This window comes from Stenotrophomonas acidaminiphila, assembly GCF_014109845.1.
GTDB classification, from domain to species: Bacteria; Pseudomonadota; Gammaproteobacteria; order Xanthomonadales; family Xanthomonadaceae; genus Stenotrophomonas; species Stenotrophomonas acidaminiphila.
Map to the genome: position 1 here is coordinate 1,770,157 of NZ_CP043567.1, position 20,859 is coordinate 1,791,015.

Consider the following 20,859-nt stretch of genomic DNA (forward strand, 5'->3'; position numbering starts at 1 on the left):
CGTATCCTCCCCGGCCGCGTCCCCGCATTCCGCCTGATCGCCGCCTGGCGCCGGTACCGACATTCATGGATAGAACCCGTATTGCCGTCCTCGTGCCCTGTTACAACGAGGCGGCCACCGTCGCCAAAGTGGTCGGCGATTTCGCCAGGCATCTGCCCGGGGCGGACATCGTCGTGCTGGACAACAACTCCCGCGATGGCACCGCGGCGGCGGCGCGGGCGGCGGGAGCGCGCGTGCTGGAGGTGTCGCTGCAGGGCAAGGGCAACGTGGTGCGGCGGGGATTCGCGGATATCGATGCCGACATCTACGTGCTGGTCGATGGCGACGATACCTATGAAGCGGCGGCGGCGCCGCGGCTGGTGCAGCGGCTGCTCGACGACGGCCTGGACATGGTGGTGGGCGCGCGCCGCGACCAGCAGAAGGCGGCGTATCGCCCGGGCCACCGCCTCGGCAACGTGCTGCTGACCCGCTGCGCGGGCATGCTGTTCGGCAACAGCTTCGACGACATGTTGTCCGGCTACCGGGTGTTTTCGCGGCGTTACGTGCGTTCGTTCGCGGCCCATGCCCGTGGTTTCGAGATCGAGACCGAGCTGGCCGTGCATGCGCTGCAGTTGCGGATGCCGGTGGCCGAAATGGATACCGCCTATGGCGTGCGCCCGCACGGCTCGGAGAGCAAGCTGAGCACCTGGCGCGACGGCTGGCGGATCCTGCGCACCATCGCCAAGCTGTTCAAGAGCGAACGGCCGCTGTTGTTCTTCTCCATCGGCTGCGTCGCCAGCATCGTGCTTTCGCTGGTGTTGGCGGCGCCGCTGCTGGCGACCTACCTGGAAACGGGGCTGGTGCCGCGCTTTCCTACCGCGATCCTGTGCGTCGCGCTGACGCTGGTGGGTTTCGTGCTGCTGGCCTGCGGCCTGATCCTGGACACGGTGACCCGCGGTCGCATCGAGGCCAAGCACATGGCCTACCTGGCCGTGCCGGCATCGGCGCGGGTGGGCGGGGGCGGGCGATGAGCGCCGTGCCGGCGGGCGCCCCGGGACGGGCCGCCACCCGCGTGCGCCGCATCGTCGCGCGACTGGAACGCGGGTTCGCCTTCGACACGCCCGGCAACGTGGTCCGCGCCACCGCGATGGTCATGCTGCTCGGCGGAATGGTGTCGCTGCTGCTGGGCCAGGATGCCAACTGGGACCTGCGCAACTACCACCTCTACAACGGCTATGCGTTGCTGCATGGCCGGCTGCTGCAGGACCTGGCGCCCGCGCAGATGCAGAGCTACTTCAGCCCGTTGCTGGATGTGTTCCATTACCTGCTGATGGCGCAGCTGCCGGCGCCGCTGGCGGGTTTCGCGCTTGGCGCGCTGCATGGCCTGGTGTTCCTGCCGGTGGCCGGTGTCGCCTGGCTGGCGCTGCAGGGGCAGCCGCGGCGGACATGGCTGGCGCCGCTGCTGGCATTGGCGGGCCTGTGCACGAGCGCCTTCCTGTCCGAGTTCGGCGGCAGCATGGCCGACAACACCACGGCGCTGTTCGTGACCGCGGCCTTGTACATGGTGCTGCTGGCGCAACGGCACCAGGCCGACGGGGCGCGGCGTGCCGAGTACCTGGCCTGGGCGGCGGCGGGCGCGCTGCTGGGCATCGCCGTGGCGCTCAAGCTGACCAATGCCATCTACGCCGTGGCGCTGGGACTGGCGGGTTTGTGCGCCGGCGGCAACGCGTGGCGGCGCCTGGCCGGCGTGGGCGTGCTGACCCTGGCGTCGCTCGTGGTGGCCGCGGCACTGGCCGGCGGGTGGTACCTGCGGGTCTGGCAGGCGTTCGGCAACCCGCTGTTCCCGCAGTTCAACGCGCTGTTCCAGGGGCCGCTGGCCGCGCCGATATCGGTGGCCGATGTCCGCTGGCTGCCGCGTGGCGCATGGGAGCACCTGACCTGGCCGCTGCAGTTCGCTGCCGCGCCGTTGCGCGTGAGCGAGATCCGGCTGCTGCAGCTGGTCTGGCCACTGCTGTACGTGGCGGCGCTGGCGCTGCTGCTGCGCCAGTGCGTGCGCAGGACGGTGGCGGTGCCCGCATTCGCACCGGCGATGCGGGTGGTCCTGGTGTTCTTCGGCATCGGTTACGTGCTCTGGCAAGGCCTGTTCAGCATCCACCGTTACCTGGTCGTGCTGGAGCTGCTGGCGCCCCTGGTGCTGTGGTTCATCTGCCAGCGCCTGCTGCCCCGCGAACGGGCGGCGAAGGTGGGCGGCTGGGTCATCGGAATCGTTGCCGTGGTCTCGCTGCTGGGCTGGAACACATGGGGGCACGAGCGCTGGGCGCGGCAGGGCTTCGTGGTGGAAGCGCCGCCGATGCCGGCGCCCGCGCGCAGCGTCGTGCTGCTCGTCGGCGGCGATCCACAGGCATGGCGCCTGCCCTGGCTGCCGGGCCAGGCCCGCTATGCCGGCGTGGCGACCAATTTCCCCGAGTCTGCCGCCTACCGCGAGCACCTGGCGGCGATCGTGGAGGCGCGTGAACAGCGTTTTGCGATGATTCCCGCCGCGATGGGCCCGGACGGGGGGCGCTGGGCACGCCTTAACCGCTGGGTCCGGCTATTCGGTCTTTCCCGGGGGCGTGGCTGCGATCGCCTGCACTGGCTGGCCGGGAAGGCGCGCGGGTTGCGTGCGGAGGTCGAGATGACCGACCCGGGGCATTGCCGCCTCGGGCCGCGTCGCGGGACCACGCACAAGCCCGTACAGACGTCGGAACAGCTGCGCGAGCTGGCGCGGCAGCAGCTGGCCGGCTATGGGCTGGTGCTGGACGAGGGCTCGTGCATGACGCTGGATAGCCGCATCGGCCAGGGCCGATACCCGTACCAGTGGTGCCGGGTCGGGCGGGTGCGCTGACGCGGGCGCAGGCTCAGGGCAGTACGAAGCCGGCCTCGCGCAGCAATGCCGACAGCGCGATCAGTGGCAGGCCGACCAGCGCGGTTGGGTCCTGGGTGTGGATGGCCTCGAACAGGGTGATGCCCAGCCCTTCGCATTTGAAGCTGCCGGCGCAGTCCAGCGGCAGTTCCGCGTCGACGTAGCGTTCGATCTCGTCCGCGCGCAGGGTGCGGAAGCCGACCCGGGTCAGGTCGACCGCCTGCAGGTGGCGTTCGCCGTTGCTCACGCAGACCGCGGTATGGAACAGCACCTGGCGGCCGGACATCGCGGCCAGCTGCGCACGGGCGGCTTCGCGGCTGCCGGGTTTGCCGAGCGGCGCGCCCTCCAGTTCCGCGACCTGGTCCGAACCGATGACCCATGCGCCGGGGTGCGCGGCGGCCACCGCGGCGGCTTTCGCCCGCGCGAGCCGGGTGGCCAGTTGCAGCGGCGGTTCGGCCGGCAGCGGCGTCTCGTCCACCGCGGGAGCGGTGCAGCTGAACGGGAGCCGCAGCCGCGACAGCAGTTCGGCCCGGTAGCGGGAAGTGGAGGCGAGGATCAGGGCAGGCATGCGACAATACCGGCGTGGAAGCGGCGCCGAGTCTGCGGCGCGGCTGGCGCGCTGGCAATGCCGGCACGATGGATTTGACAGCCGGCAGGCCTGTCCTTAACATTCTGCAGCTTATGTCCGCGAACGTGCCCGAATTGCTGGATGCTTGGCGGATGGTCGTAGCGCGCAGGCGCTTCGAGGGCCGGGTGCCGTTGTCTGCACTGGCACGCCTGCAGGGGCTGGTCGCCGATGCCGAAGGAGAGTGCAGTTATGCGCTGGAATTCGGTCGCGACGAGATCCTGCGGGTCGCCTATGTCGAACTGACCATCGATGCCGCGCTGCCGCTGGTCTGCCAGCGCAGCATGCAGCGTTTCCTGTTGCCGGTGCACCTGGTGCAGCGGCTGGGGCTGGTACGCGACGAGGACGAGGAACAGGCGCTTCCGCCGGATTACGAAGCGCTGCTGGTGCCGGAAGATGGCAACCTGCGGCCGCTGGACCTGGTGGAAGACGAGCTGGTGATGGCGGTGCCGGTGGTACCGGTGGCGCCGGGAAGCGAAGCGGTCGAGCGCGACTTCTCCGCGACCAGCGAGGAACTGGGCAAGGCCAATCCGTTCGCGGCATTGGCGGCGCTGAAGAAACAATAGCAGCCGGTTGTCGTCGGCGGCTGCGGCGAAAGCAAAACCAGTGCCGGATGCCTGCATCACGCGCACTGCAACGACGAAACGAACGAACCGAGTTTGGAGCAATCCCATGGCTGTGCAGAAATCCCGTGTTACCCCGTCCCGCCGCGGCCAGCGCCGTTCGCACGACTCGCTGAGCGCCAAGCAGCTGTCCACCGACCCGACCACCGGCGAAGTGCACCTGCGTCACCACATCACCGCCGATGGTTTCTACCGCGGCAAGAAGGTGATCACGACCAAGACCTCGGTCGTCGAAGAAGATTGATCCGCGTCGGGCCGCCACCGCGAGGTGGCGGCCCCCGCACCGATTTCTTCCGGGCCCGCCGCATGGCGGACCCGCGCAACAGGAACCAGCATGAGCAAGCGGATCTACTCGAGGATCGCGGGCACCGGTAGTTATTTGCCCGAGAAGGTGTTGACCAATGAGGATCTGACCAAGATCGTCGACACCAGTGACGAGTGGATCCAGTCGCGAACCGGTATCCGCGAGCGGCACGTCGCCGCCGACGGACAGACCACTGGCGACCTCGGCTACAACGCCGCGCTGCGCGCGCTGGAAGCGGCCGGCATCGAGCCGTCGCAACTGGACATGATCGTCGTGGGCACCACCACGCCGGACCTGATCTTCCCGTCCACCGCCTGCCTGATCCAGGCGCGCCTCGGCGCGGCCGGCGCGGCGGCGTTCGACGTCAATGCGGCATGTTCGGGCTTCCTGTTCGCCCTGAGCGTGGCCGACAAATTCATCCGCAGTGGCGATGCCCGGCATGTGCTGGTGATCGGCGCGGAAACCCTGACCCGCATCGTCGACTGGAACGACCGCACCACCTGCGTGCTGTTCGGCGACGGCGCCGGCGCCGTCGTGCTCAAGGCCGACGAGGAAACCGGCATCCTCAGCACCCACCTGCATGCCGATGGCAGCAAGAAGGAACTGCTGTGGCATCCGGCCGGCGTGTCGACCGGCCTGGACAAGCCCGGCAAGCTGACGATGAAGGGCAACGACGTGTTCAAGTACGCCGTCAAGGCGCTGGACTCGGTGGTTGACGAGACCCTGCAGGCCAACGGCCTGGACAAGTCCGACCTGGACTGGCTGATCCCGCACCAGGCCAACCTGCGCATCATCGAAGCCACGGCCAGGCGCCTGGAGATGTCGATGGACCAGGTGGTGGTGACCGTGGACAAGCATGGCAACACTTCGGCCGGCTCGGTGCCGCTGGCGCTGGATCACGCGATCCGCTCCGGCAAGGTCGAGCGTGGCCAGCTGCTGCTGCTGGAAGCCTTCGGCGGCGGCTTCACCTGGGGTTCGGCGCTGCTGCGCTATTGATATGCCGGATTGGCCGGGAGCACGACGCTCCCGGTGCGGCCCGACGGGCCGCTGTTTCCGGGAGGTGTCGTCATGGCTGAACCCATTCTCATCGAAGGGCAGCGCGCATGGCTCAAGCATTATGGTGAAAGCAGCCGGGCGCTGGCCCTGGGGCTGCTGAATTTCGTTGCCCGGCGTTTCCGGCTCGACGCGCTGCGTCCGCCGCCGCACCGCGGTGGCGCGCAGGCGCGCGAGGTCGAGGCGCGCCGCCTGGTCGAGCTCAAGGCACAGGGCGTCAATGTTCCCGAGGTGATCGGGCATGGCAAGGCCGCGCTGGTGCTCGAGCACACCGGCGCCTCGTTCAATTCCTGCCTGCGCGAAGCCGACGCGGCCACGCGCGACCGCCTGGTGGCGGCCGCCATCGATGCCATTGCCGAGGCCCACCGTGGTGGCGCCTATTTCGGCCAGCCGCTGCCGCGCAACATGACCTGGGACGGCAGCCGCGTGGGCTTCATCGATTTCGAGGAAGACCCACTGGAGGTCATGGACCTGGAGCAGGCGCAGGCGCGCGACTGGCTGATGTTCGGCTACGGCGTGGCCCGGTACTACGAGGACCGCCCACAGGCGCTCAAGGCGATGCTGGCCGGCGCGATGCAGGTGGCGGACCGGCCGGTGGTCGAGCATGCCCACGAAGTTACCGGCCGGCTGCGGCGGCTGGCCCGCGTGCTGCGGCGCGCGGGCAGGTCCGGGCGGGCGCTGGCCCATGCCATCCTCGTCGTGCATGCGGCCACCCGCTTCACCTGCGCCGCACTGGTGGTGCTGTGTCTGGACTGGCTTGCCGACGGCGAACTGGACCTGCTGGCGCTGCTCACCTGAGCCGGGCGGTGCCGGCGTGCATACGCGCCAGTACAGACGGGCGGGGGCATTCACGCTTATGATGCGCCGCCTCGATTCATGCAGCAGATGACCGCGTGACTGACTCCCGACTCGCTTTCGTATTCCCCGGCCAGGGTTCCCAGTCGCTGGGCATGCTTGCCGAACTGGCCGAACTGCACCCGCAGGTCCGCGATACCTTCGCCGAAGCCTCCGAAGGCGCCGGCGTGGATCTGTGGGCGCTGTCGCAGGGTGGCCCGGAAGAGCAGCTCAACCGTACCGAATACACCCAGCCGGCGCTGCTGGCCGCGGGCATCGCGGTGTGGCGGCTGTGGGGTGCGAACAACGGCGCCATGCCGGCCGTGCTGGCCGGGCACAGCCTGGGCGAGTACACCGCGCTGGTCGCGGCCGGCGCGCTGTCGCTGCGCGATGGCGCGCACCTGGTGCGGCTGCGCGGCCAGCTGATGCAGGAGGCCGCGCCGACAGGCGTTGGCGCCATGGCCGCGGTGCTCGGCGCCGAGGATGCGCTGGTGCAGGAAATCTGCGAACAGGCCAGCGGCAGCCAGGTGGTGGTGCCGGCCAATTTCAACTCCCCGGGCCAGATCGTGATCGGCGGCGATGCCGCGGCGGTCGACCGCGCGCTGGCGCTGCTGGCGGACAAGGGCGTGCGCAAGGCGGTCAAGCTGGCCGTGAGCGTGCCTTCGCATACGCCGCTGATGCGCGAGGCCGCCAACCGGCTGGCCGGGGCCATGGCCGGGCTGGACTGGCGCATGCCGTCGCTGCCGGTGGTGCAGAACGTCGATGCCCAGGCCCATGAGGGCGTGGACGCCATCCGCGACGCGCTGGTGCGCCAGCTGTACCTGCCGGTGCAGTGGACCGGCTGCGTGCAGGCGCTGGCCACGCGCGGCGTGACCCGCGTGGCCGAATGCGGCCCGGGCAAGGTGCTGACCGGCCTGGTCAAGCGCATCGACAAGAGCATCGATGGCCGTTCGCTCGCCACCCCGGCCGATTTCGCCGGCGCGCTGGAAGAGTGGGCCGCCTGACCCCTACGATACGGCCGCCGGCGTCCGCGCCCGGCCCCGACCTGCAGCCGCAGCCTGCGGCGCACCAAGAGGAAACCGCATGAGCAAGCCATTGCAGGGTGAAATCGCGCTCGTCACCGGCGCCAGCCGTGGCATCGGCGCGGCCATCGCCGACGAACTGGCCGCGCAGGGCGCGACCGTCATCGGTACCGCCACCACCGAATCCGGCGCCGCCGCCATCGGCGCGCGCCTGGCCGCACAGGGCGGGCACGGCCGCGCGCTGAACGTCACCGAGCCCGGCGCGGTCGACGCGCTGATCGAGGCGGTGGGCAAGGAATTCGGCGCCATCACCATCCTGGTCAACAACGCCGGCATCACCCGCGACAACCTGCTGATGCGCATGAAGGACGAGGACTGGCAGGCGATCCTCGACACCAACCTGACCAGCGTGTACCGCACTTCCAAGGCGGTGATGCGCGGCATGATGAAGGCACGCAAGGGCCGCATCATCAACATCGCCTCGGTGATCGGCGTGACCGGCAATGCCGGCCAGGCCAACTACGCCGCGGCCAAGGCCGGCATCATCGCGTTCTCCAAGTCGCTGGCCAGGGAAATCGGCAGCCGCGGGGTGACCGTGAATGTCGTGGCACCGGGCTTCATCGACACCGACATGACCAAGGATCTGCCCGAGGACGCCAAGACCGCGATGCTCGGCCAGATCGCGCTCGGCCGCCTCGGCGAGCCGGCGGACATCGCGCGGGCGGTGGCATTCCTGGCCGGCCCGTCGGCCAGCTACATCACCGGCGAAACCCTCCACGTGAACGGCGGCATGTACATGCCGTAAGCGTGTGGCGCAGGGACCGCGCCCAAGTGGTTGATCGCCGGGGCATTTTGCCAGAATGCAAGGCTCCGGCGCTTTCCACTACACTATCCCACGGCCATCGCTTCCGATGGCGCCTTTTGAACCACTACTCCATCTGGAGCGATATCCAATGAGCACCATCGAAGAACGCGTCAAGAAAATCGTCGTCGAACAGCTTGGCGTCAAGGAAGAGGAAGTCACCAACAGCGCATCGTTCGTCGATGACCTGGGCGCTGACTCGCTGGACACCGTCGAACTGGTGATGGCGCTGGAAGAAGAGTTCGAGTGCGAGATCCCGGACGAAGAAGCCGAGAAGATCAGCACCGTGCAGGCCGCCATCGATTACATCAAGGCCCACGTCAAGGCCTGATGACCGGCGGCTGATGCGCGGCGGCGGCACGTCCGCATGCCGCGCACGGCAAGCCCATGGGGCCGCGACAGCGGCCCCATCCCATTCGGGCGCCGGCCGCGCAGCGGCCCGTCCGGTGGGCGTGGACGCCGCGCCAGCGGCGCGCCCACGCAATCTGGAATCCGGCCGTGAACGGCCATGTGCATCCGCGTCCCCCGCGTCATACCCGCATCGAGCACCGGGTCAGGAGAAACCGCAATGAAGCGTCGCGTCGTCGTTACCGGCCTGGGCATGGTCTCGCCCCTGGGCAATGATCTGGCCAGCAGCTGGCAGGGCATCATCGAAGGCCGTTCCGGCATCGGTCCGCTGACCCATATCGCCGACGCCTACCTGGAACGCTTCACCACCAAGATCGCAGGTGAGGTCAAGGATTTCGACATCACCGCCGACAACGAACAGTTCGGCAAATACCGGGTCAGCGGCAAGGATGCCAAGAAGATGGACCCGTTCATCCATTACGGCCTCGGCGCCTCGTTCATGGCCCTGCACGATTCGGGCCTGGAGATCACCGAAGCCAACGCCGAGCGGGTCGGTGCCATCGTCGGCGCCGGCATCGGCGGCCTGCTGGGCATCGAGGAACAGACCATCGAGTTCCACGAGGGCAAGAAGATCTCGCCCTTCTACGTGCCCAAGACCATCATCAACATGCTGCCGGGGCAGCTGAGCATCATCGCCGGCCTGAAGGGGCCGTCGTTCTCGGCGGTTTCGGCCTGCGCCACGTCCAATCATTCCATCGGCACCGCCATGCGCATGATCCAGTACGGCGACGCGGACGTGATGGTGGTCGGCGGCGCCGAGCGCGGCTCCTCGCCGACCGCCGTGGGCGGCTTCTGCGCGATGAAGGCCATGTCCACCCGCAACGACGACCCGACCCGCGCCTCGCGGCCGTGGGACAAGGACCGCGACGGCTTCGTGCTGGGCGACGGCGCCGGCATCCTGATCCTCGAGGAATACGAGCACGCCAAGGCGCGCGGCGCAAAGATCTACTGCGAGCTGGCCGGTTTCGGCGCCAGCTCCGACGCGTACCACATGACCGCACCGAGCGAGAACGGCGAAGGCGCCGCGCGCTGCATGGTCGCGGCGATGAAGGACGCCGGCGTCACCCCGGAGCAGGTCGGTTACCTCAACGCGCACGGCACCTCGACGCCGCTGGGCGACGTGGGCGAGACCATGGCGATGAAGACCGCCTTCGGCGACCACGCCTACCGGATGATGGTCAGCTCCACCAAGTCGATGACCGGCCACCTGCTCGGCGCCGCCGGCGGCGTGGAAGCCATCTTCTCGGTGCTGGCGCTGCGCGACAACGTGATCCCGCCGACCATCAACCTGGAGCAGCCGGGCGAAGGCTGCGACCTGGACTACGTGCCCAACGTCGCGCGCCAGGCCAGGGTCGACGTGGTGATGTCCAACGGCTTCGGCTTCGGCGGCACCAACGGCACGCTGGTGTTCAAGCGCGTCTGATCCAGCGGCTGTACCCTCTCCCCGCCGGGAGAGGGGGCGGCACGCGGGCGCACGGGGTCATGGCCGCGTCCACCCGCACCGGCTCAGCGGTTCCCGCACCCGCCCCGCAGGGAATCTTCTCCCGTCGGCGGAAGGCACCGCCCTCCTGATCTCCGGGCCACCGATGCATCTTTTCCCCCTGCACGCCGACACCGACCTGCTGGCGCTGCATCGGCTCGCCCCGCAGCGCTACCCGCTGCTGCTCGAATCCACCGCCGCCGGCCGCCAGGGGCGCTGGGACCTGCTGCTGGTCGCCGATGGCGGCCAACTGCGGCTTGATGCCGATGGCACGGTGCGGCGCGAAGACGGTACGCCGGTCGAAGGCGGCTTCCTGGACGCACTGGACCGCGACTGGCAGGCGCTGCGCGCCGCGCGCGACCCGGCTGCCGCGGGCGTACCGTTCCGCGGTGGCTGGGCGCTGCTGCTCGATTACGAACTGGCCGGGCAGGTCGAGCCGGTGCTGCGCCTGCCGCAGCGCACCGACGGACTGCCCCCGGCGCTGGCCCTGCGCTGCCCGGCGGCGGTGCTGCGCGACCGCGACAGCGGGCGCTGCATGGCGCTGGCCGAGGACGGCCGCGACGCCGTGTTCGAGCAGCTGCGGCAGGACCTGCACGCGGCGCGGCAACTACCGGACCTGCCGGCCTGGCAGCCGCCGCTGGCGCTGGACGAGGACGCCGACGCGCAGTTCATCGACGGTGTCCGCCGGGTGATCGACTACCTGCATGCCGGCGATGTGTTCCAGGTCAATCTCTCGCGCCGCTGGCAGGCGCGCTTCGCGCGGCCGCTGGCGCCGGCGGCGCTGTACGCACGCCTGCGCCAGGCCAATCCGGCGCCATTCGCCGGGCTGTTCGATGCGGCCGGGCGCGCGGTGGTCAGTTCCTCGCCGGAGCGGCTGGTGTCGGTCGAGGGCGACGTGGTGCAGACCCGGCCGATCGCCGGCACCCGCCCGCGCTTCGACGGCGACGACGATGCCGCGCGCATCCGCGAACTGGTCGGCCACCCCAAGGAGCGCGCCGAGCACGTGATGCTGATCGACCTGGAGCGCAACGACCTGGGCCGGATCGCGGCGCCGGGCAGCGTCGAGGTGGACGAACTGATGACGGTCGAAAGCTACGCCCACGTGCACCACATCGTCAGCAACGTGCGCGCGCGGCTGCGCCCGGAGGTGACCCCGGGGCAGGTGATCGCCGCGACCTTCCCCGGCGGCACCATCACCGGCTGCCCCAAGGTGCGCTGCATGGAGATCATCGCCGAGCTGGAGCGGACCGCGCGGGGCGCCTACACCGGGGCGTTCGGCTGGCTCAACCGCGATGGCGACATGGACCTGAACATCCTGATCCGCACCGCCGAGGTGCAGGGCGATACCGTGTCCTTCCGCACCGGCGCCGGCATCGTGGTCGACTCCGACCCGTCGCGCGAACTGGACGAGACCCGCGCCAAGGCGCGCGGCCTGCTGCGCGCGCTGTAGCGCCGCGGCCGTCGCCATGGCGGGCAGCCCGCCGGGCCATCAACGCCGGCAGCCGCGCCGGGCGATTGCTTGGCGGCCGCGACGCGGCGCGCGGTATCCTGCGCGGCAGGATCGGACTTCGAGGTAATCCATGGGGCTTGGCAAACGCGGCTGTCTGCTGACGGTGCTGATGCTGCTGCTGACGCTGGCCGGCATCGTTGTCGGCATCGGCGGCTGGTTCTACTACCGGCAGGTGCAGTTCGCCGAGGTGCGGCTCACGCCAAGCCAGGACAGCGTGGTGGTCGCCCGTGGCGACGGGCTCAATGCCGTGCTCGGCAAGCTGCGCCAGGCCGGCATCGGCGAAGGCCGCGATTACCAGTGGCAACTGCTGGCACGCCAGCTCGACGCCGCCGGCAAGCTCAAGGTGGGCGAGTACGCGCTGGATGACGCGCTCACCCCGCGCGAACTGCTGCTGCGCATGCGCCAGGGCAAGGTGCTGCAGCACCGCGTGACCATCGTCGAGGGCTGGAACATCCGCCAGCTGCGCGCCGCACTGCGGCGCGCCGAGCCGCTGCTGCACGAAACCGATGCGCTGGACGATGCCGAGCTGATGCGCCGCCTGGGTTTCCCCGACCAGCACCCGGAAGGCCGTTTCCTGCCGGAGACCTATGTCTACCAGCGCGGCGACAGCGACCTGGACGTGCTCGGGCGCGCCCATGCTGCGATGGAAAAGGAACTGGCCGCGGCCTGGGCCGCGCGCAGCGACGACCTGCCGCTGGCTTCGCCCTACGAACTTTTGATCCTGGCCTCGATCGTGGAGAAGGAAACCGGCCTGGCCGCCGAGCGGCCGCAGATCGCCGGGGTGTTCGCGCGCCGCCTGAAAATGGGCATGCGCCTGCAGACCGACCCGACCGTGATCTACGGCATCGGCAGCGCCTACGACGGCAACATCCGCAAGGTCCACCTGACCACCGACACGCCGTACAACACCTATACCCGTGGCGGCCTGCCGCCCACGCCCATCGCCATGCCCGGCAAGGATGCGCTGGCCGCGGCCGCGCGCCCGGCACCGGGCGACGCGCTGTACTTCGTGGCGGTCGGCGATGGCAGCGGTGCGCACGTGTTCTCGGCGACCTACGCCGAACACAACGCGGCCGTGGCGCGCTACCTGCGCCAACTGCGCGGCAACCGCGCGTCGGAGGCGCAGCAGTGAGCGACGTTTTCGCCCCCTGGCAGCAGCGCGCCCATGACCAGACCGTGGCGGCGCTGGATGCCGGCCGCCTCGGCCATGGCCTGCTGCTGTGCGGGCCGGCCGGCATGGGCAAGCGCGCGGTGGCGATGGCGCTGGCCCGCCACGTGCTGGATACCGGCATGGATGCGGCCGGGCGCACGCGCAACGCGCAACTGATCGCCGCCGGCACCCACCCGGACCTGCAGGTGGTGTCCTTCATCCCCAACAAGACCGGCGACAAGCTGCGTACCGAGATCGTGATCGAGCAGGTGCGCGAGATCTCGCAGAAGCTGGCGCTGACGCCGCAGTACGGTGCGGCCCAGGTGGTGATCGTCGACCCGGCCGATGCGATCAACCGTGCCGCCTGCAACGCGCTGCTCAAGACCCTGGAGGAACCCGCGCCGGGCCGCTACCTGTGGCTGGTCAGCGCCGACCCCGCGCGATTGCCGCAGACCATCCGCAGCCGTTGCCAGCGGCTGGAGTTCCGGCTGCCGCCGCGCGAGGAGGCGCTGGCCTGGCTGCAGCGCCAGGGACATGCCGAAGGCGCCGCGCGTGAAGCGCTCGACGCCGCGCGCGGCCATCCCGGCCTGGCCGACCGCTGGCTGCAGGGCGAGGGCATGGCGCTGCGCCGGCAGGTGGCCGAGGAACTGGACAAGCTCGCCGGCGGGCGCGTCGGCGCGGTGGAGCTGGCCCAGCGCTGGAGCGGCGACGAGCATGCCGACCTGCGCCTGCGGCATGCCGCCGACCTGGCCCTGCGCCGGGCCACGGACGGCTTGACCGATCCGGGCCGATTGCACAAGCTGGCCGCCTGGTTCGATGCCGCCAACCGCACCCGCGACCTGCTGCGCACCACGGTGCGCGCCGATCTGGCGATGGTGGAGCTGCTGCTGGGCTGGGCCGCGGCCAACCCGCCGCCATCCAAAGGAAACAATCGATGAGTGCGACGAACGCGCGCCAGGGCATTCTTTCCCTGGCGGTCAAGGACAAGGCCGCGCTGTACAGCGCCTACATGCCGTTCGTGAAGAACGGCGGCGTGTTCGTGCCCACGCCCAAGCGCTATTTCGTGGGCGACGAAGTGTTCGTGCTGCTGACCCTGCCCGATTCCAGCGAGCGCCTGCCGGTGGCCGGCAAGGTGGTCTGGGTCACGCCGCTGGGCGCGCAGGGCAACCGCCAGGCCGGGATCGGCGTGCAGTTGGCCGACGGTGCCGATGGCGAGGCCATCCGCGGCCGCATCGAGACCCTGCTGGCCGGCACCGCCGGTTCGGACAAGCCGACCCACACCATGTAGGCGGCGTGGGCGCCGCTGGCTCCCCAAAGGGCGCAGGATGCGCGCGCAGGCGGGCCCCTTGGCGGGCCCGTCGCGGTGCCGGGCCGGGCCCGCAAAAAAGTTGCATCGATCCGTTGACGTCTTCGCGATTCCCCCTATAATGAGCGGCTCGCAACACGGGCGGTTAGCTCAGCGGTAGAGCATTGCCTTCACACGGCAAGGGTCGCAGGTTCGAACCCTGCACCGCCCACCAAGACATTGTTGCAACGCATGAAGACCGGCCCCAGGCCGGTCTTTTGCGTTTTGCCGCCTGCGGTCTGGATCGCCCGCCGTCCGGGACGTGCCGCGGGTTGCGCGATGCGCCCGGTTGCGCTCACTGCGCGGCGTAGGGGCCGAACACCGCCTTGACCCGCATCCGCTCGTCGCCGTCATCGAGCACGAACACGCGGTAGCTGTCGCCGCCCGGGGCGGTGCGGATCACCACGTGGCCCTGGGTGCTGCGCGCCTGCCGCTCGATGCCGTAGGTGGTGCGCGCGGTGGCCTCGGATACGTGGGTGACGAAGATGTCGCGCTCGCCGGGCCACAGCGCCTTCGAGGTGAGCCGGTGCCAGGTGTTCACCGCCGGGTGGCCTTCGGCGCGCGCGGTCACCACGATCACGCGCGGGCGCAGCGCCGCCAGGAACGCGGCGCTGTTGGCATCCCAACTGCCGTGGTGGTTGGCCTTCATCGCATCGACCGGGCCGGCGGCTTCGGCCACCGGCCGTTCCACCTGTTGCCAGGCGCCGTCGCCATCGGGCAGGGCGACGCGCTCGTCGCTGAGGTCGCCGCCGCTGAAGTAATCGAACCTGCCATAACGGATGACGAAGGCATTGCTGAGGATGTTCTCGATCGGCTGCTGGTCCTTGCCCAGGGTGTGCAGCGGCGGGAACAGCTCGCGCGTGCCGTTGCCCTGGCCGGTCCAGACCTGGCCGTTGCCGTACAGGTTGCGGATCTCGAAGCCCGGGTAGTTGCCGGCCGCATGCAGCAGGGCGATCTGGTCGTTGCGGCCCGGTGCGAAGCGCTCGACCTTCAGGCCGCGGTGTCGGATCTGCCAGTCGAGGAACCGACGGTAGTTGTCGAGCGTCGCGTTGCGGATCGGCGCGGGGAAATCGTAATGCGGCCAGCCGCGGTCCAGGATCGTGGCGATCGGCACGGATTCGGCGACCTGGGTGATGCCGCTGAGCCGGTAGGCGCCGTTGGCGGCGAGCGGGGAGTCGGCAGTGATCGCGCCCATGTGGTCGCCATGGAAATGCGAGAGCAGTGCGTAGTCGATGCCGCCGTGGCCGGGCGGCATCACCCGCTGGACGTAGCGCGCGACCCATTCCCCCGGCGGGCGCGAGGCATCGGGGCGGCTCGGCAACGAGAACGGCGCAGCCTCCAGGGTCTTGCCGCTGGCGTCTTCCAGCAGGGTGGTGCCATCGGGAAGGATGAAGAACAGGGCGTCGCCGCGTCCGGTGTTGATGTGGTGGATGTCCAGTTCGCCGTCGCGCCACGGCGGCAGCGGCTGGCCGATTTCCGGCGGCCGTGCGAAGGCGCTGGCGGCCAGCGCCGGCAAGGCAAGCAACAGGATGCGTGTGTTCATGGGCGTGTGTGCTGGAGCGCGGCCGACGGGCAGCCGCGGAAATGCCGATGCGGAAGTGGACGTGGAAGTGCCGGGGCGGGCGTCATGCGCGGTGCAGCCTGGGCACGTGCGGTTCGACGATGAAGCTGGCCCGGGTGGAAAGCCGTCCTCCCTTGCGCTGTACCTGGTCCATCACCTTGATGTCGGTGCGCCATTGCGTGGCGCTGATCTCGTGGAGGTGGTAACCGCGCAGGTTGTCGATCAGCTTCAGGAACGGGTTGTCGGCCTGGCCGAAGCGGCGCACGCTCGGCGAATCGACCGCGCCGTCGCCATTGGACGAGATCGAGGTGGCGAGGAACTCGGTCGCCACCGCGGGGCCGTCGCGTTCGTCGTCGCGCAGCGGCACTTCGGCCACGGCATTCATGTGCGCATCGCCGGTGGCGATGACCACGTTGCCGAGCCTGCGGTCGTGGATGCCCTGGACCAGGCGTCGCCGCGAATCCGGGAAGCCATCCCACTTGTCCTCATACGCGCCGTGCAGGCGGCCGTCGGGGTCGCGCCCCTGCAGCGGCATCACCCATACCTGCTGCGCGATGAGGTTCCAGCGGCTGCCGCCGCCCAGGCCTGCATGCAGCCAGGCTTCCTGTTCCGCGCCGAGGATGCTCGAGTCCTGGCCCTGCTCGAAGCGGCATTTGGCCAGCGCCCTGGGGTTGGGGCAGATCTGGTTGCCGCGGTGGCTGCGCGTGTCCAGCACGTGCATGCGCAGCAGGTTGCCGTAATCCAGGCGCCGGAAATAGCGGGTGCCGCCGTCCGCGCGCGGCAGCTGGGCGCGGCGCACCGGCGAGTTCTCGTACCAGGCCTGCATCGCGTGCAGCCTGCGCAGTGCGAACAGTTCCGGCGGGGTGCGGTCCTGGTCCCAGATGCCGTTCCAGTCGTTGTCCACTTCGTGGTCGTCGAACGAGCAGATGAAGGCGACGGCGGCATGCGCGGCCTGCAGGTCGGCGTCGCTCTTGTACTGCGCGTAGCGGCGCCGGTAGTCGTCCAGCGTGTACAGCTCGTCGCCATGGTGCAGGCGCTCGACCGGGTTGCCGGCCGCGTCGTGGATCGCGTACCCGGCCTTGCGCGATGCCGCCTCGCTGCCTTCGTAGATGTAGTCGCCGTAATGGAACAGCGCGTCGAGGTCGTGCTCCCCGCTGAGATGGCGGTAGGCATCGAACCAGCCATGGAAGTAGGCCTGGCAACCGGCCACGGCGATGCGCAGGCGTTCCGGGACATCGCCGGCGCGCGGCGCGGTGCGCGCGGTGCCGGTCGTGCTGGCATCGCTGCCGTCGATCATGAAGCGGTACCAGTACGGCCGCGCGGGCTGCAGCCCGGCCACTTCCACGTGCACGCTGTGGCCGAGCTCGGGCCGCGCCAGGTACTCGCCGCTCTGTACGACGCGCGCGAAGTGCGCGTCCTCGGCCACCTGCCACTTCACCGGTACCGCGACCATCGGCATGCCGCCGTGCTCGTGCAGCGGCCTGGGCGCGAGCCGGGTCCAGATGACGAAACCATCGGGCCACGGGTCGCCCGAGGCGACGCCGAGGGTGAAGGGGTAGCCGTCGAGCTTCGGCGCGGCGTGCACGTCGCGTGCCGGGGCAAGCCCGGCGAACAGGGCCAGCGAGCTGGCACCGAGCAGGAACCTGCGGCGGCTCAGTTCGGGAAACGTGCGCATGGTCATCCTCGATATGCAGGAGGCGGCGCACCCTGCGGTGCGCGCGCCGGATGGATGTGGACGGCCTGCTCAGAAGCGGGCGCGGATGCCGATCGATGCCTTCTGGCCGCTGTAGATGTCGATCTGGCTGTGATGCCCGGCGGTGCCGGGCCAGATCTCATCGTTCGGATACCAGGTGCCGCGGTGGCGCCTGAGCAGGTTGTTCACCGAGAAATACGCCTCCAGCCCCATGACGTTGTCGCGGGTCTTGCGGATGACGGTGTAGCTGCCCGACAGGTTGACTTCGGCATAGGGAATGAACGGCTGCGATTGGGTGATGGTCCCGCCCGGCGTGGTGATGTTGCCGGTCTGGCCGCGGTCTTTCTCGTTGGAATAGACGCTGTTCAGGCTCAGCCGCACGCGGCCGTGCTTCCAGCCCACGCCGAACTGGGCGACCTGAGAGGCCACCCGCGGCAGCGGCTCGGACGGATTGGCGTACATGTACGCGCCACGCACGGTCAGGCCGCGCAGGGCGCCGGGCAGGTAGTCCATGGCATGGTTGAATTCCAGCTGCCAGGCATCGACGCTGATGGCCTGGTCGGACTGGTTGGCCGACGTGCTGAAGATCGCGTCGGCATACAGGTCGCCGGTGTAGCCGAATTCCTGGGCCGACAGGTTGCGGGCGACGATGCCGTTGCGGATGCGGTTGCGGTAGTAGTTCAGCGCGACCAGCCCGACCGGTTCCCAGTACTTCACCGCGCGCAGCGCGAAGTTGTCCGAATACTCGGGCTTCAGGTTGGTGTTCGGCGCCGTCACCACGGTCCCGTCCTCGGTCTCGGCCACCGACCACACGCCGGCGATCATGCCCACGTCGGGCCGCTGGATGGCGCGGTTGTAGCCGGCAATCAGGTCCAGGCCATTGTCGAAGGAGTACTTCAGCGAGACGCTGGGGAAAAAGTCGTCGTAGCGGCTGCGGCGTTCGATCCGGTCGCGGGTGAGGTACTGGTACTTCAGCCCGTCGATGGTGGTGGCGCGGCCGCTGGCGGGATCGACCGCATGGCCTGCGGCCGCCAGCTCCTGTGCGCTGAGCGGATCGAACTCGTAGCCGGTGTTGCGGGTCTGTTCCCAGCGCACGCCGAACTGGCCCTTCAGGTGCTGGCTGAAGTCGGCCGTGGCCATGAGGTAGGCCGAACCGATCTGCTCGTCCAGGCGGCGCGAGTTGGCGATATGGGCGTCGTACCAGTTCGCCGCGGTCAGCGTGTTGGTCCACTGCTCGGGGTTGGCCTGCATCATCTGGTACAGCCGGGTCAGGCTGGGCATGTACAGGCTGCCGCCATTCAAGGTGGTGACGGTCATGCCGCCGCGGCCGAAGGTGAACGCGTTGTCGCTGCGGATGTACTCGAGCAGTTCGGCCTTGCCCATCGGCCCGGTGTAGACCCACTTGTGCGCGGCCGAGGTGTTCTCGTAGGCGTAGCGGGTGGTGGACAGCTTCAGGCCGGTCTTCCAGGTCACCGGCACGCGGCCGATGTCCTGGTAGATGCTCAGGTCCAGGCTGCCGCCGGTGTTGCGCGCCTCTGCGGTCTTGCCGCTGCGGGTGGTGACCGTCGCCGGGCCGCTGAAGGTATAGCTCGACGGCAGGCTCCAGTCCGGGCCGCTGGTCTGGACGATGTTCCAGTCCTGCGCGTACTGGCTGCTGCGCGATGCGCTGAAGTTGCCGGTCGAGGTGACCGGGTTGAAGCTCTGCACCTGGCCCTTGCGGGTCGAGTCGTACTGGCTGTCGGAGTTGGAGTAGAACAGGTTGCCGGCCAGCCGGAACTTCTCGGTGCTCCACTCGAAGCTGGGGATCACGTTGCGGCTGTGGCCGAACTTGTAGTTGTAGGTGCTGGCCGTGCTCAGGGTGGTGGTGGTGGCGGCCGAGCGGGTGACGAAATCCAGCACCGGGTCGCCCTGCACGCCGCGCGAGCGGGCGTTGGTGGTGAACGTGGGTGCGGGCTGCGCGGCCTCGATGTCGCCGCGGCTGGCCGACGCCATCAGCGACAGGATCAACTGGTCGGTGGCCTTGAAGTCCACGCCCAGCGACGCGGCCCGGCGGTTGTACTCGCGTTCGTAGTTGGTGCCGACGATCGAAGTGACTGCGTAAGGTTCGGGGCTGGCCGCGGTGGGGAGGTAATTGCGGTTGGCGGTGGTCTGCACGTGCTCGACCAGGCTGGTGCTGTTGCTGATGCCCGCGGCCACGCCGAGGCGCCCATCGAGGAATACGTCGGCGTAGCTGGCCTTGAAGCCGGGCAGGAACTTCTGGTCGTAGCCGCCTTCGCGCGGGCCGCTGCGGTATCCGTCCCACAGCGCCGAGTGGGTGGCGCCGTTGACGTCGACGGTGATGCGCCGGCCCTTGCCGTCGAAGGCCTTGCGGGTGCGGATGTCGATGGTGCCGGCCGGGGCGTTGGCGTCCATGTCGGCGCCGCTGGTGGTGTAGACGGTGATCGAATCGACGCCGGTGAGGGCCGACTGCTCGAAGCTGAAGGTGCGCGAGGCCGCGGCGCCGTCGTTGGCATCGACGCCGGCCAGCTTGACGCCGTTGATGGTCACTCCGGTGTACTGCTGCGGCAGGCCGTGCAGCGAGATGTTGCGCGGCACGTCGTCGGCGGTGACGTCGAAGTCCACGCCCGGCATGTTCTTCAGGAATTCGCCCGGGTTGCCGTCGATGATCTCGCCGTAGCTGTCGGCCGACAGCGTGTTGGTGATGTTTATCGACGCGCGCTGCTCCATGATCGCGCGTGCATCGCCTTCGCGTGCGCCCACCACCTGCAGCGTATCCAGGGTGGTGTCCGCGCCACGCCCGGCAAGCGTGCTGTAGAGCTCGATGTCCACCCGTTGGCGGCCATCGCTGTCCAGCCGCACGGTCTTCTCGGCGTCGCCGAAGCCGGCGTAGCTGACGCTGATGGTGACCTCGCCGGCCGGTACCTCGGCCAGGGCGAACTCGCCGCGCTCGCCGGAGTACACGGTGCGGCTGCCGGCGGCGGTGGCGATGCGCACCGCGGCATTGCGCAGAAAGCCACCGGTGGCCGGGTCGAACACGCTGCCGGTGATGTAGCCGGTGCCCTGCGCCGGCATGCCACTGGCGGCCTGCTTCCTGCGCAGGGTGATGATGCTGCCGTCGTCCGAGCCGATCTCGAGCCCGGTGCCCTGCAGCAGTTTGCGCAGCGCGTCGCGGGCATCCATCTCGCCACGGATGGCCGGCGTGCTGACATCCTGCAACGAACCGGCGGGCGCCACGATCTGCACGCCGGCCTGGCTGGCGAACTCGGGAATCGCGTGCGCTGCCGGCTGCGCCGGTACGTTGAAGTTGCGTTGCTGCGCCATCGCCTGCGATGCGGAGGCCAGTGCGAATACCACGGCGCTGGCCAGTAGGAGCTTCTTCGGTTGGATCATCTCGCTGCTCTTGGTGTGGGGGTGCCCGACGGGGTCCCTCCATAGAGCTGCGGCACCGGGTGCTTCCTCCATCTGTCACGAAAAATTCATGTGCGTGGACGGCGTGCCGCGCCGGCGT

At 69.4% G+C, this 20,859-nt stretch carries 18 protein-coding genes and 1 tRNA gene; 15 read left to right on the forward strand and 4 right to left on the reverse strand.

The genetic code is table 11. From position 1 onward, the window contains the following. Positions 1-65 precede the first annotated feature (65 nt). Positions 66-1,010, forward strand: coding sequence for a glycosyltransferase family 2 protein (locus F0P95_RS08130; protein ID WP_182336448.1), 945 nt, complete (start codon positions 66-68; stop codon positions 1,008-1,010). Next, positions 1,007-2,863 (forward strand): hypothetical protein, encoded by a 1,857-nt coding sequence (locus F0P95_RS08135; RefSeq protein ID WP_232528947.1) that lies wholly within the window; start codon positions 1,007-1,009, stop codon positions 2,861-2,863. Before F0P95_RS08130 ends, F0P95_RS08135 begins: the two co-directional genes overlap by 4 nt. A gap of 13 nt (positions 2,864-2,876) precedes the next feature. Here F0P95_RS08135 and F0P95_RS08140 read toward each other — a convergent pair whose 3' ends face one another. Further along, positions 2,877-3,449: a Maf family protein gene (locus F0P95_RS08140; protein ID WP_182336450.1), complete on the reverse strand. Its 573-nt coding sequence runs from the start codon at positions 3,447-3,449 to the stop codon at positions 2,877-2,879. Positions 3,450-3,562: 113 nt separating this feature from the next. Here F0P95_RS08140 and F0P95_RS08145 point away from each other — a divergent pair, with 113 nt between their 5' ends. From F0P95_RS08145 to F0P95_RS08205, 13 genes are all read left to right on the forward strand, one after another. Next, on the forward strand, positions 3,563-4,072 hold the full coding sequence (locus F0P95_RS08145) for a YceD family protein (protein ID WP_054663663.1): 510 nt from the start codon (positions 3,563-3,565) through the stop codon (positions 4,070-4,072). 106 nt (positions 4,073-4,178) lie between these two features. Next, positions 4,179-4,373: a 50S ribosomal protein L32 gene (rpmF, locus tag F0P95_RS08150; protein ID WP_054663666.1), complete on the forward strand. Its 195-nt coding sequence runs from the start codon at positions 4,179-4,181 to the stop codon at positions 4,371-4,373. Between the two features lie 90 nt (positions 4,374-4,463). Beyond that, positions 4,464-5,429: a beta-ketoacyl-ACP synthase III gene (locus F0P95_RS08155; RefSeq protein WP_182336452.1), complete on the forward strand. Its 966-nt coding sequence runs from the start codon at positions 4,464-4,466 to the stop codon at positions 5,427-5,429. Positions 5,430-5,501: 72 nt separating this feature from the next. Continuing rightward, positions 5,502-6,284, forward strand: a complete 783-nt coding sequence (locus tag F0P95_RS08160; RefSeq protein WP_182336454.1) for a BUD32 family EKC/KEOPS complex subunit — start codon at positions 5,502-5,504, stop codon at positions 6,282-6,284. Between the two features lie 95 nt (positions 6,285-6,379). Further along, positions 6,380-7,324 carry an ACP S-malonyltransferase gene (gene fabD, locus F0P95_RS08165; RefSeq protein WP_182336456.1) on the forward strand — a complete coding sequence of 315 codons (945 nt, stop codon included), beginning with the start codon at positions 6,380-6,382 and terminating at the stop codon, positions 7,322-7,324. A gap of 79 nt (positions 7,325-7,403) precedes the next feature. Beyond that, positions 7,404-8,147, forward strand: coding sequence for a 3-oxoacyl-ACP reductase FabG (fabG, locus tag F0P95_RS08170; RefSeq protein ID WP_182336458.1), 744 nt, complete (start codon positions 7,404-7,406; stop codon positions 8,145-8,147). Positions 8,148-8,295: 148 nt separating this feature from the next. Then, positions 8,296-8,535 (forward strand): acyl carrier protein, encoded by a 240-nt coding sequence (gene acpP, locus F0P95_RS08175; RefSeq protein WP_005415509.1) that lies wholly within the window; start codon positions 8,296-8,298, stop codon positions 8,533-8,535. A gap of 237 nt (positions 8,536-8,772) precedes the next feature. Then, entirely contained in the window at positions 8,773-10,035 is a 1,263-nt protein-coding gene (gene fabF / locus F0P95_RS08180; protein WP_182336460.1) for a beta-ketoacyl-ACP synthase II, read from the forward strand. 163 nt (positions 10,036-10,198) lie between these two features. Continuing rightward, a complete protein-coding gene (locus F0P95_RS08185) occupies positions 10,199-11,542 on the forward strand; it encodes an aminodeoxychorismate synthase component I (protein WP_182336462.1) in 1,344 nt (447 codons plus the stop codon). Between the two features lie 130 nt (positions 11,543-11,672). Continuing rightward, a complete protein-coding gene (gene mltG, locus F0P95_RS08190; protein ID WP_182336464.1) occupies positions 11,673-12,734 on the forward strand; it encodes an endolytic transglycosylase MltG in 1,062 nt (353 codons plus the stop codon). Further along, a complete protein-coding gene (locus F0P95_RS08195) occupies positions 12,731-13,690 on the forward strand; it encodes a DNA polymerase III subunit delta' (protein ID WP_182336466.1) in 960 nt (319 codons plus the stop codon). The genes mltG and F0P95_RS08195 overlap by 4 nt, the downstream gene beginning before the upstream one ends. Continuing rightward, complete coding sequence (locus F0P95_RS08200) at positions 13,687-14,040, forward strand: PilZ domain-containing protein (RefSeq protein ID WP_054663692.1); 354 nt, start codon at positions 13,687-13,689, stop codon at positions 14,038-14,040. The genes F0P95_RS08195 and F0P95_RS08200 overlap by 4 nt, the downstream gene beginning before the upstream one ends. Before the next feature lie 157 nt (positions 14,041-14,197). Further along, positions 14,198-14,272 (forward strand) — tRNA-Val (locus tag F0P95_RS08205). Positions 14,273-14,392: 120 nt separating this feature from the next. Here the strand turns inward: F0P95_RS08205 and F0P95_RS08210 are convergent. From F0P95_RS08210 to F0P95_RS08220, 3 genes are all read right to left on the reverse strand, one after another. After that, a complete protein-coding gene (locus F0P95_RS08210; RefSeq protein ID WP_182336468.1) occupies positions 14,393-15,640 on the reverse strand; it encodes a ComEC/Rec2 family competence protein in 1,248 nt (415 codons plus the stop codon). Positions 15,641-15,722: 82 nt separating this feature from the next. After that, on the reverse strand, positions 15,723-17,333 hold the full coding sequence (locus tag F0P95_RS08215) for an alkaline phosphatase D family protein (RefSeq protein ID WP_182336470.1): 1,611 nt from the start codon (positions 17,331-17,333) through the stop codon (positions 15,723-15,725). A gap of 69 nt (positions 17,334-17,402) precedes the next feature. Next, positions 17,403-20,741 (reverse strand): TonB-dependent receptor domain-containing protein, encoded by a 3,339-nt coding sequence (locus tag F0P95_RS08220; protein ID WP_182336472.1) that lies wholly within the window; start codon positions 20,739-20,741, stop codon positions 17,403-17,405. Positions 20,742-20,859 lie beyond the last annotated feature (118 nt).

What these genes read in the sequence shown, in the direction of transcription:
- F0P95_RS08160 (WP_182336454.1), top strand. Translation starts at nt 5,502, where the DNA reads ATGGCTGAACCCATTCTCATCGAAGGGCAGCGCGCATGGCTCAAGCAT.
- F0P95_RS08140 (WP_182336450.1), bottom strand. Translation starts at nt 3,449, where the DNA reads ATGCCTGCCCTGATCCTCGCCTCCACTTCCCGCTACCGGGCCGAACTG.
- F0P95_RS08200 (WP_054663692.1), top strand. Translation starts at nt 13,687, where the DNA reads ATGAGTGCGACGAACGCGCGCCAGGGCATTCTTTCCCTGGCGGTCAAG.
- F0P95_RS08155 (WP_182336452.1), top strand. Translation starts at nt 4,464, where the DNA reads ATGAGCAAGCGGATCTACTCGAGGATCGCGGGCACCGGTAGTTATTTG.
- F0P95_RS08135 (WP_232528947.1), top strand. Translation starts at nt 1,007, where the DNA reads ATGAGCGCCGTGCCGGCGGGCGCCCCGGGACGGGCCGCCACCCGCGTG.
- F0P95_RS08185 (WP_182336462.1), top strand. Translation starts at nt 10,199, where the DNA reads ATGCATCTTTTCCCCCTGCACGCCGACACCGACCTGCTGGCGCTGCAT.
- F0P95_RS08215 (WP_182336470.1), bottom strand. Translation starts at nt 17,333, where the DNA reads ATGCGCACGTTTCCCGAACTGAGCCGCCGCAGGTTCCTGCTCGGTGCC.
- F0P95_RS08145 (WP_054663663.1), top strand. Translation starts at nt 3,563, where the DNA reads ATGTCCGCGAACGTGCCCGAATTGCTGGATGCTTGGCGGATGGTCGTA.
- acpP (WP_005415509.1), top strand. Translation starts at nt 8,296, where the DNA reads ATGAGCACCATCGAAGAACGCGTCAAGAAAATCGTCGTCGAACAGCTT.
- mltG (WP_182336464.1), top strand. Translation starts at nt 11,673, where the DNA reads ATGGGGCTTGGCAAACGCGGCTGTCTGCTGACGGTGCTGATGCTGCTG.
- fabF (WP_182336460.1), top strand. Translation starts at nt 8,773, where the DNA reads ATGAAGCGTCGCGTCGTCGTTACCGGCCTGGGCATGGTCTCGCCCCTG.
- rpmF (WP_054663666.1), top strand. Translation starts at nt 4,179, where the DNA reads ATGGCTGTGCAGAAATCCCGTGTTACCCCGTCCCGCCGCGGCCAGCGC.
- F0P95_RS08220 (WP_182336472.1), bottom strand. Translation starts at nt 20,741, where the DNA reads ATGATCCAACCGAAGAAGCTCCTACTGGCCAGCGCCGTGGTATTCGCA.
- F0P95_RS08130 (WP_182336448.1), top strand. Translation starts at nt 66, where the DNA reads ATGGATAGAACCCGTATTGCCGTCCTCGTGCCCTGTTACAACGAGGCG.
- fabG (WP_182336458.1), top strand. Translation starts at nt 7,404, where the DNA reads ATGAGCAAGCCATTGCAGGGTGAAATCGCGCTCGTCACCGGCGCCAGC.
- F0P95_RS08210 (WP_182336468.1), bottom strand. Translation starts at nt 15,640, where the DNA reads ATGAACACACGCATCCTGTTGCTTGCCTTGCCGGCGCTGGCCGCCAGC.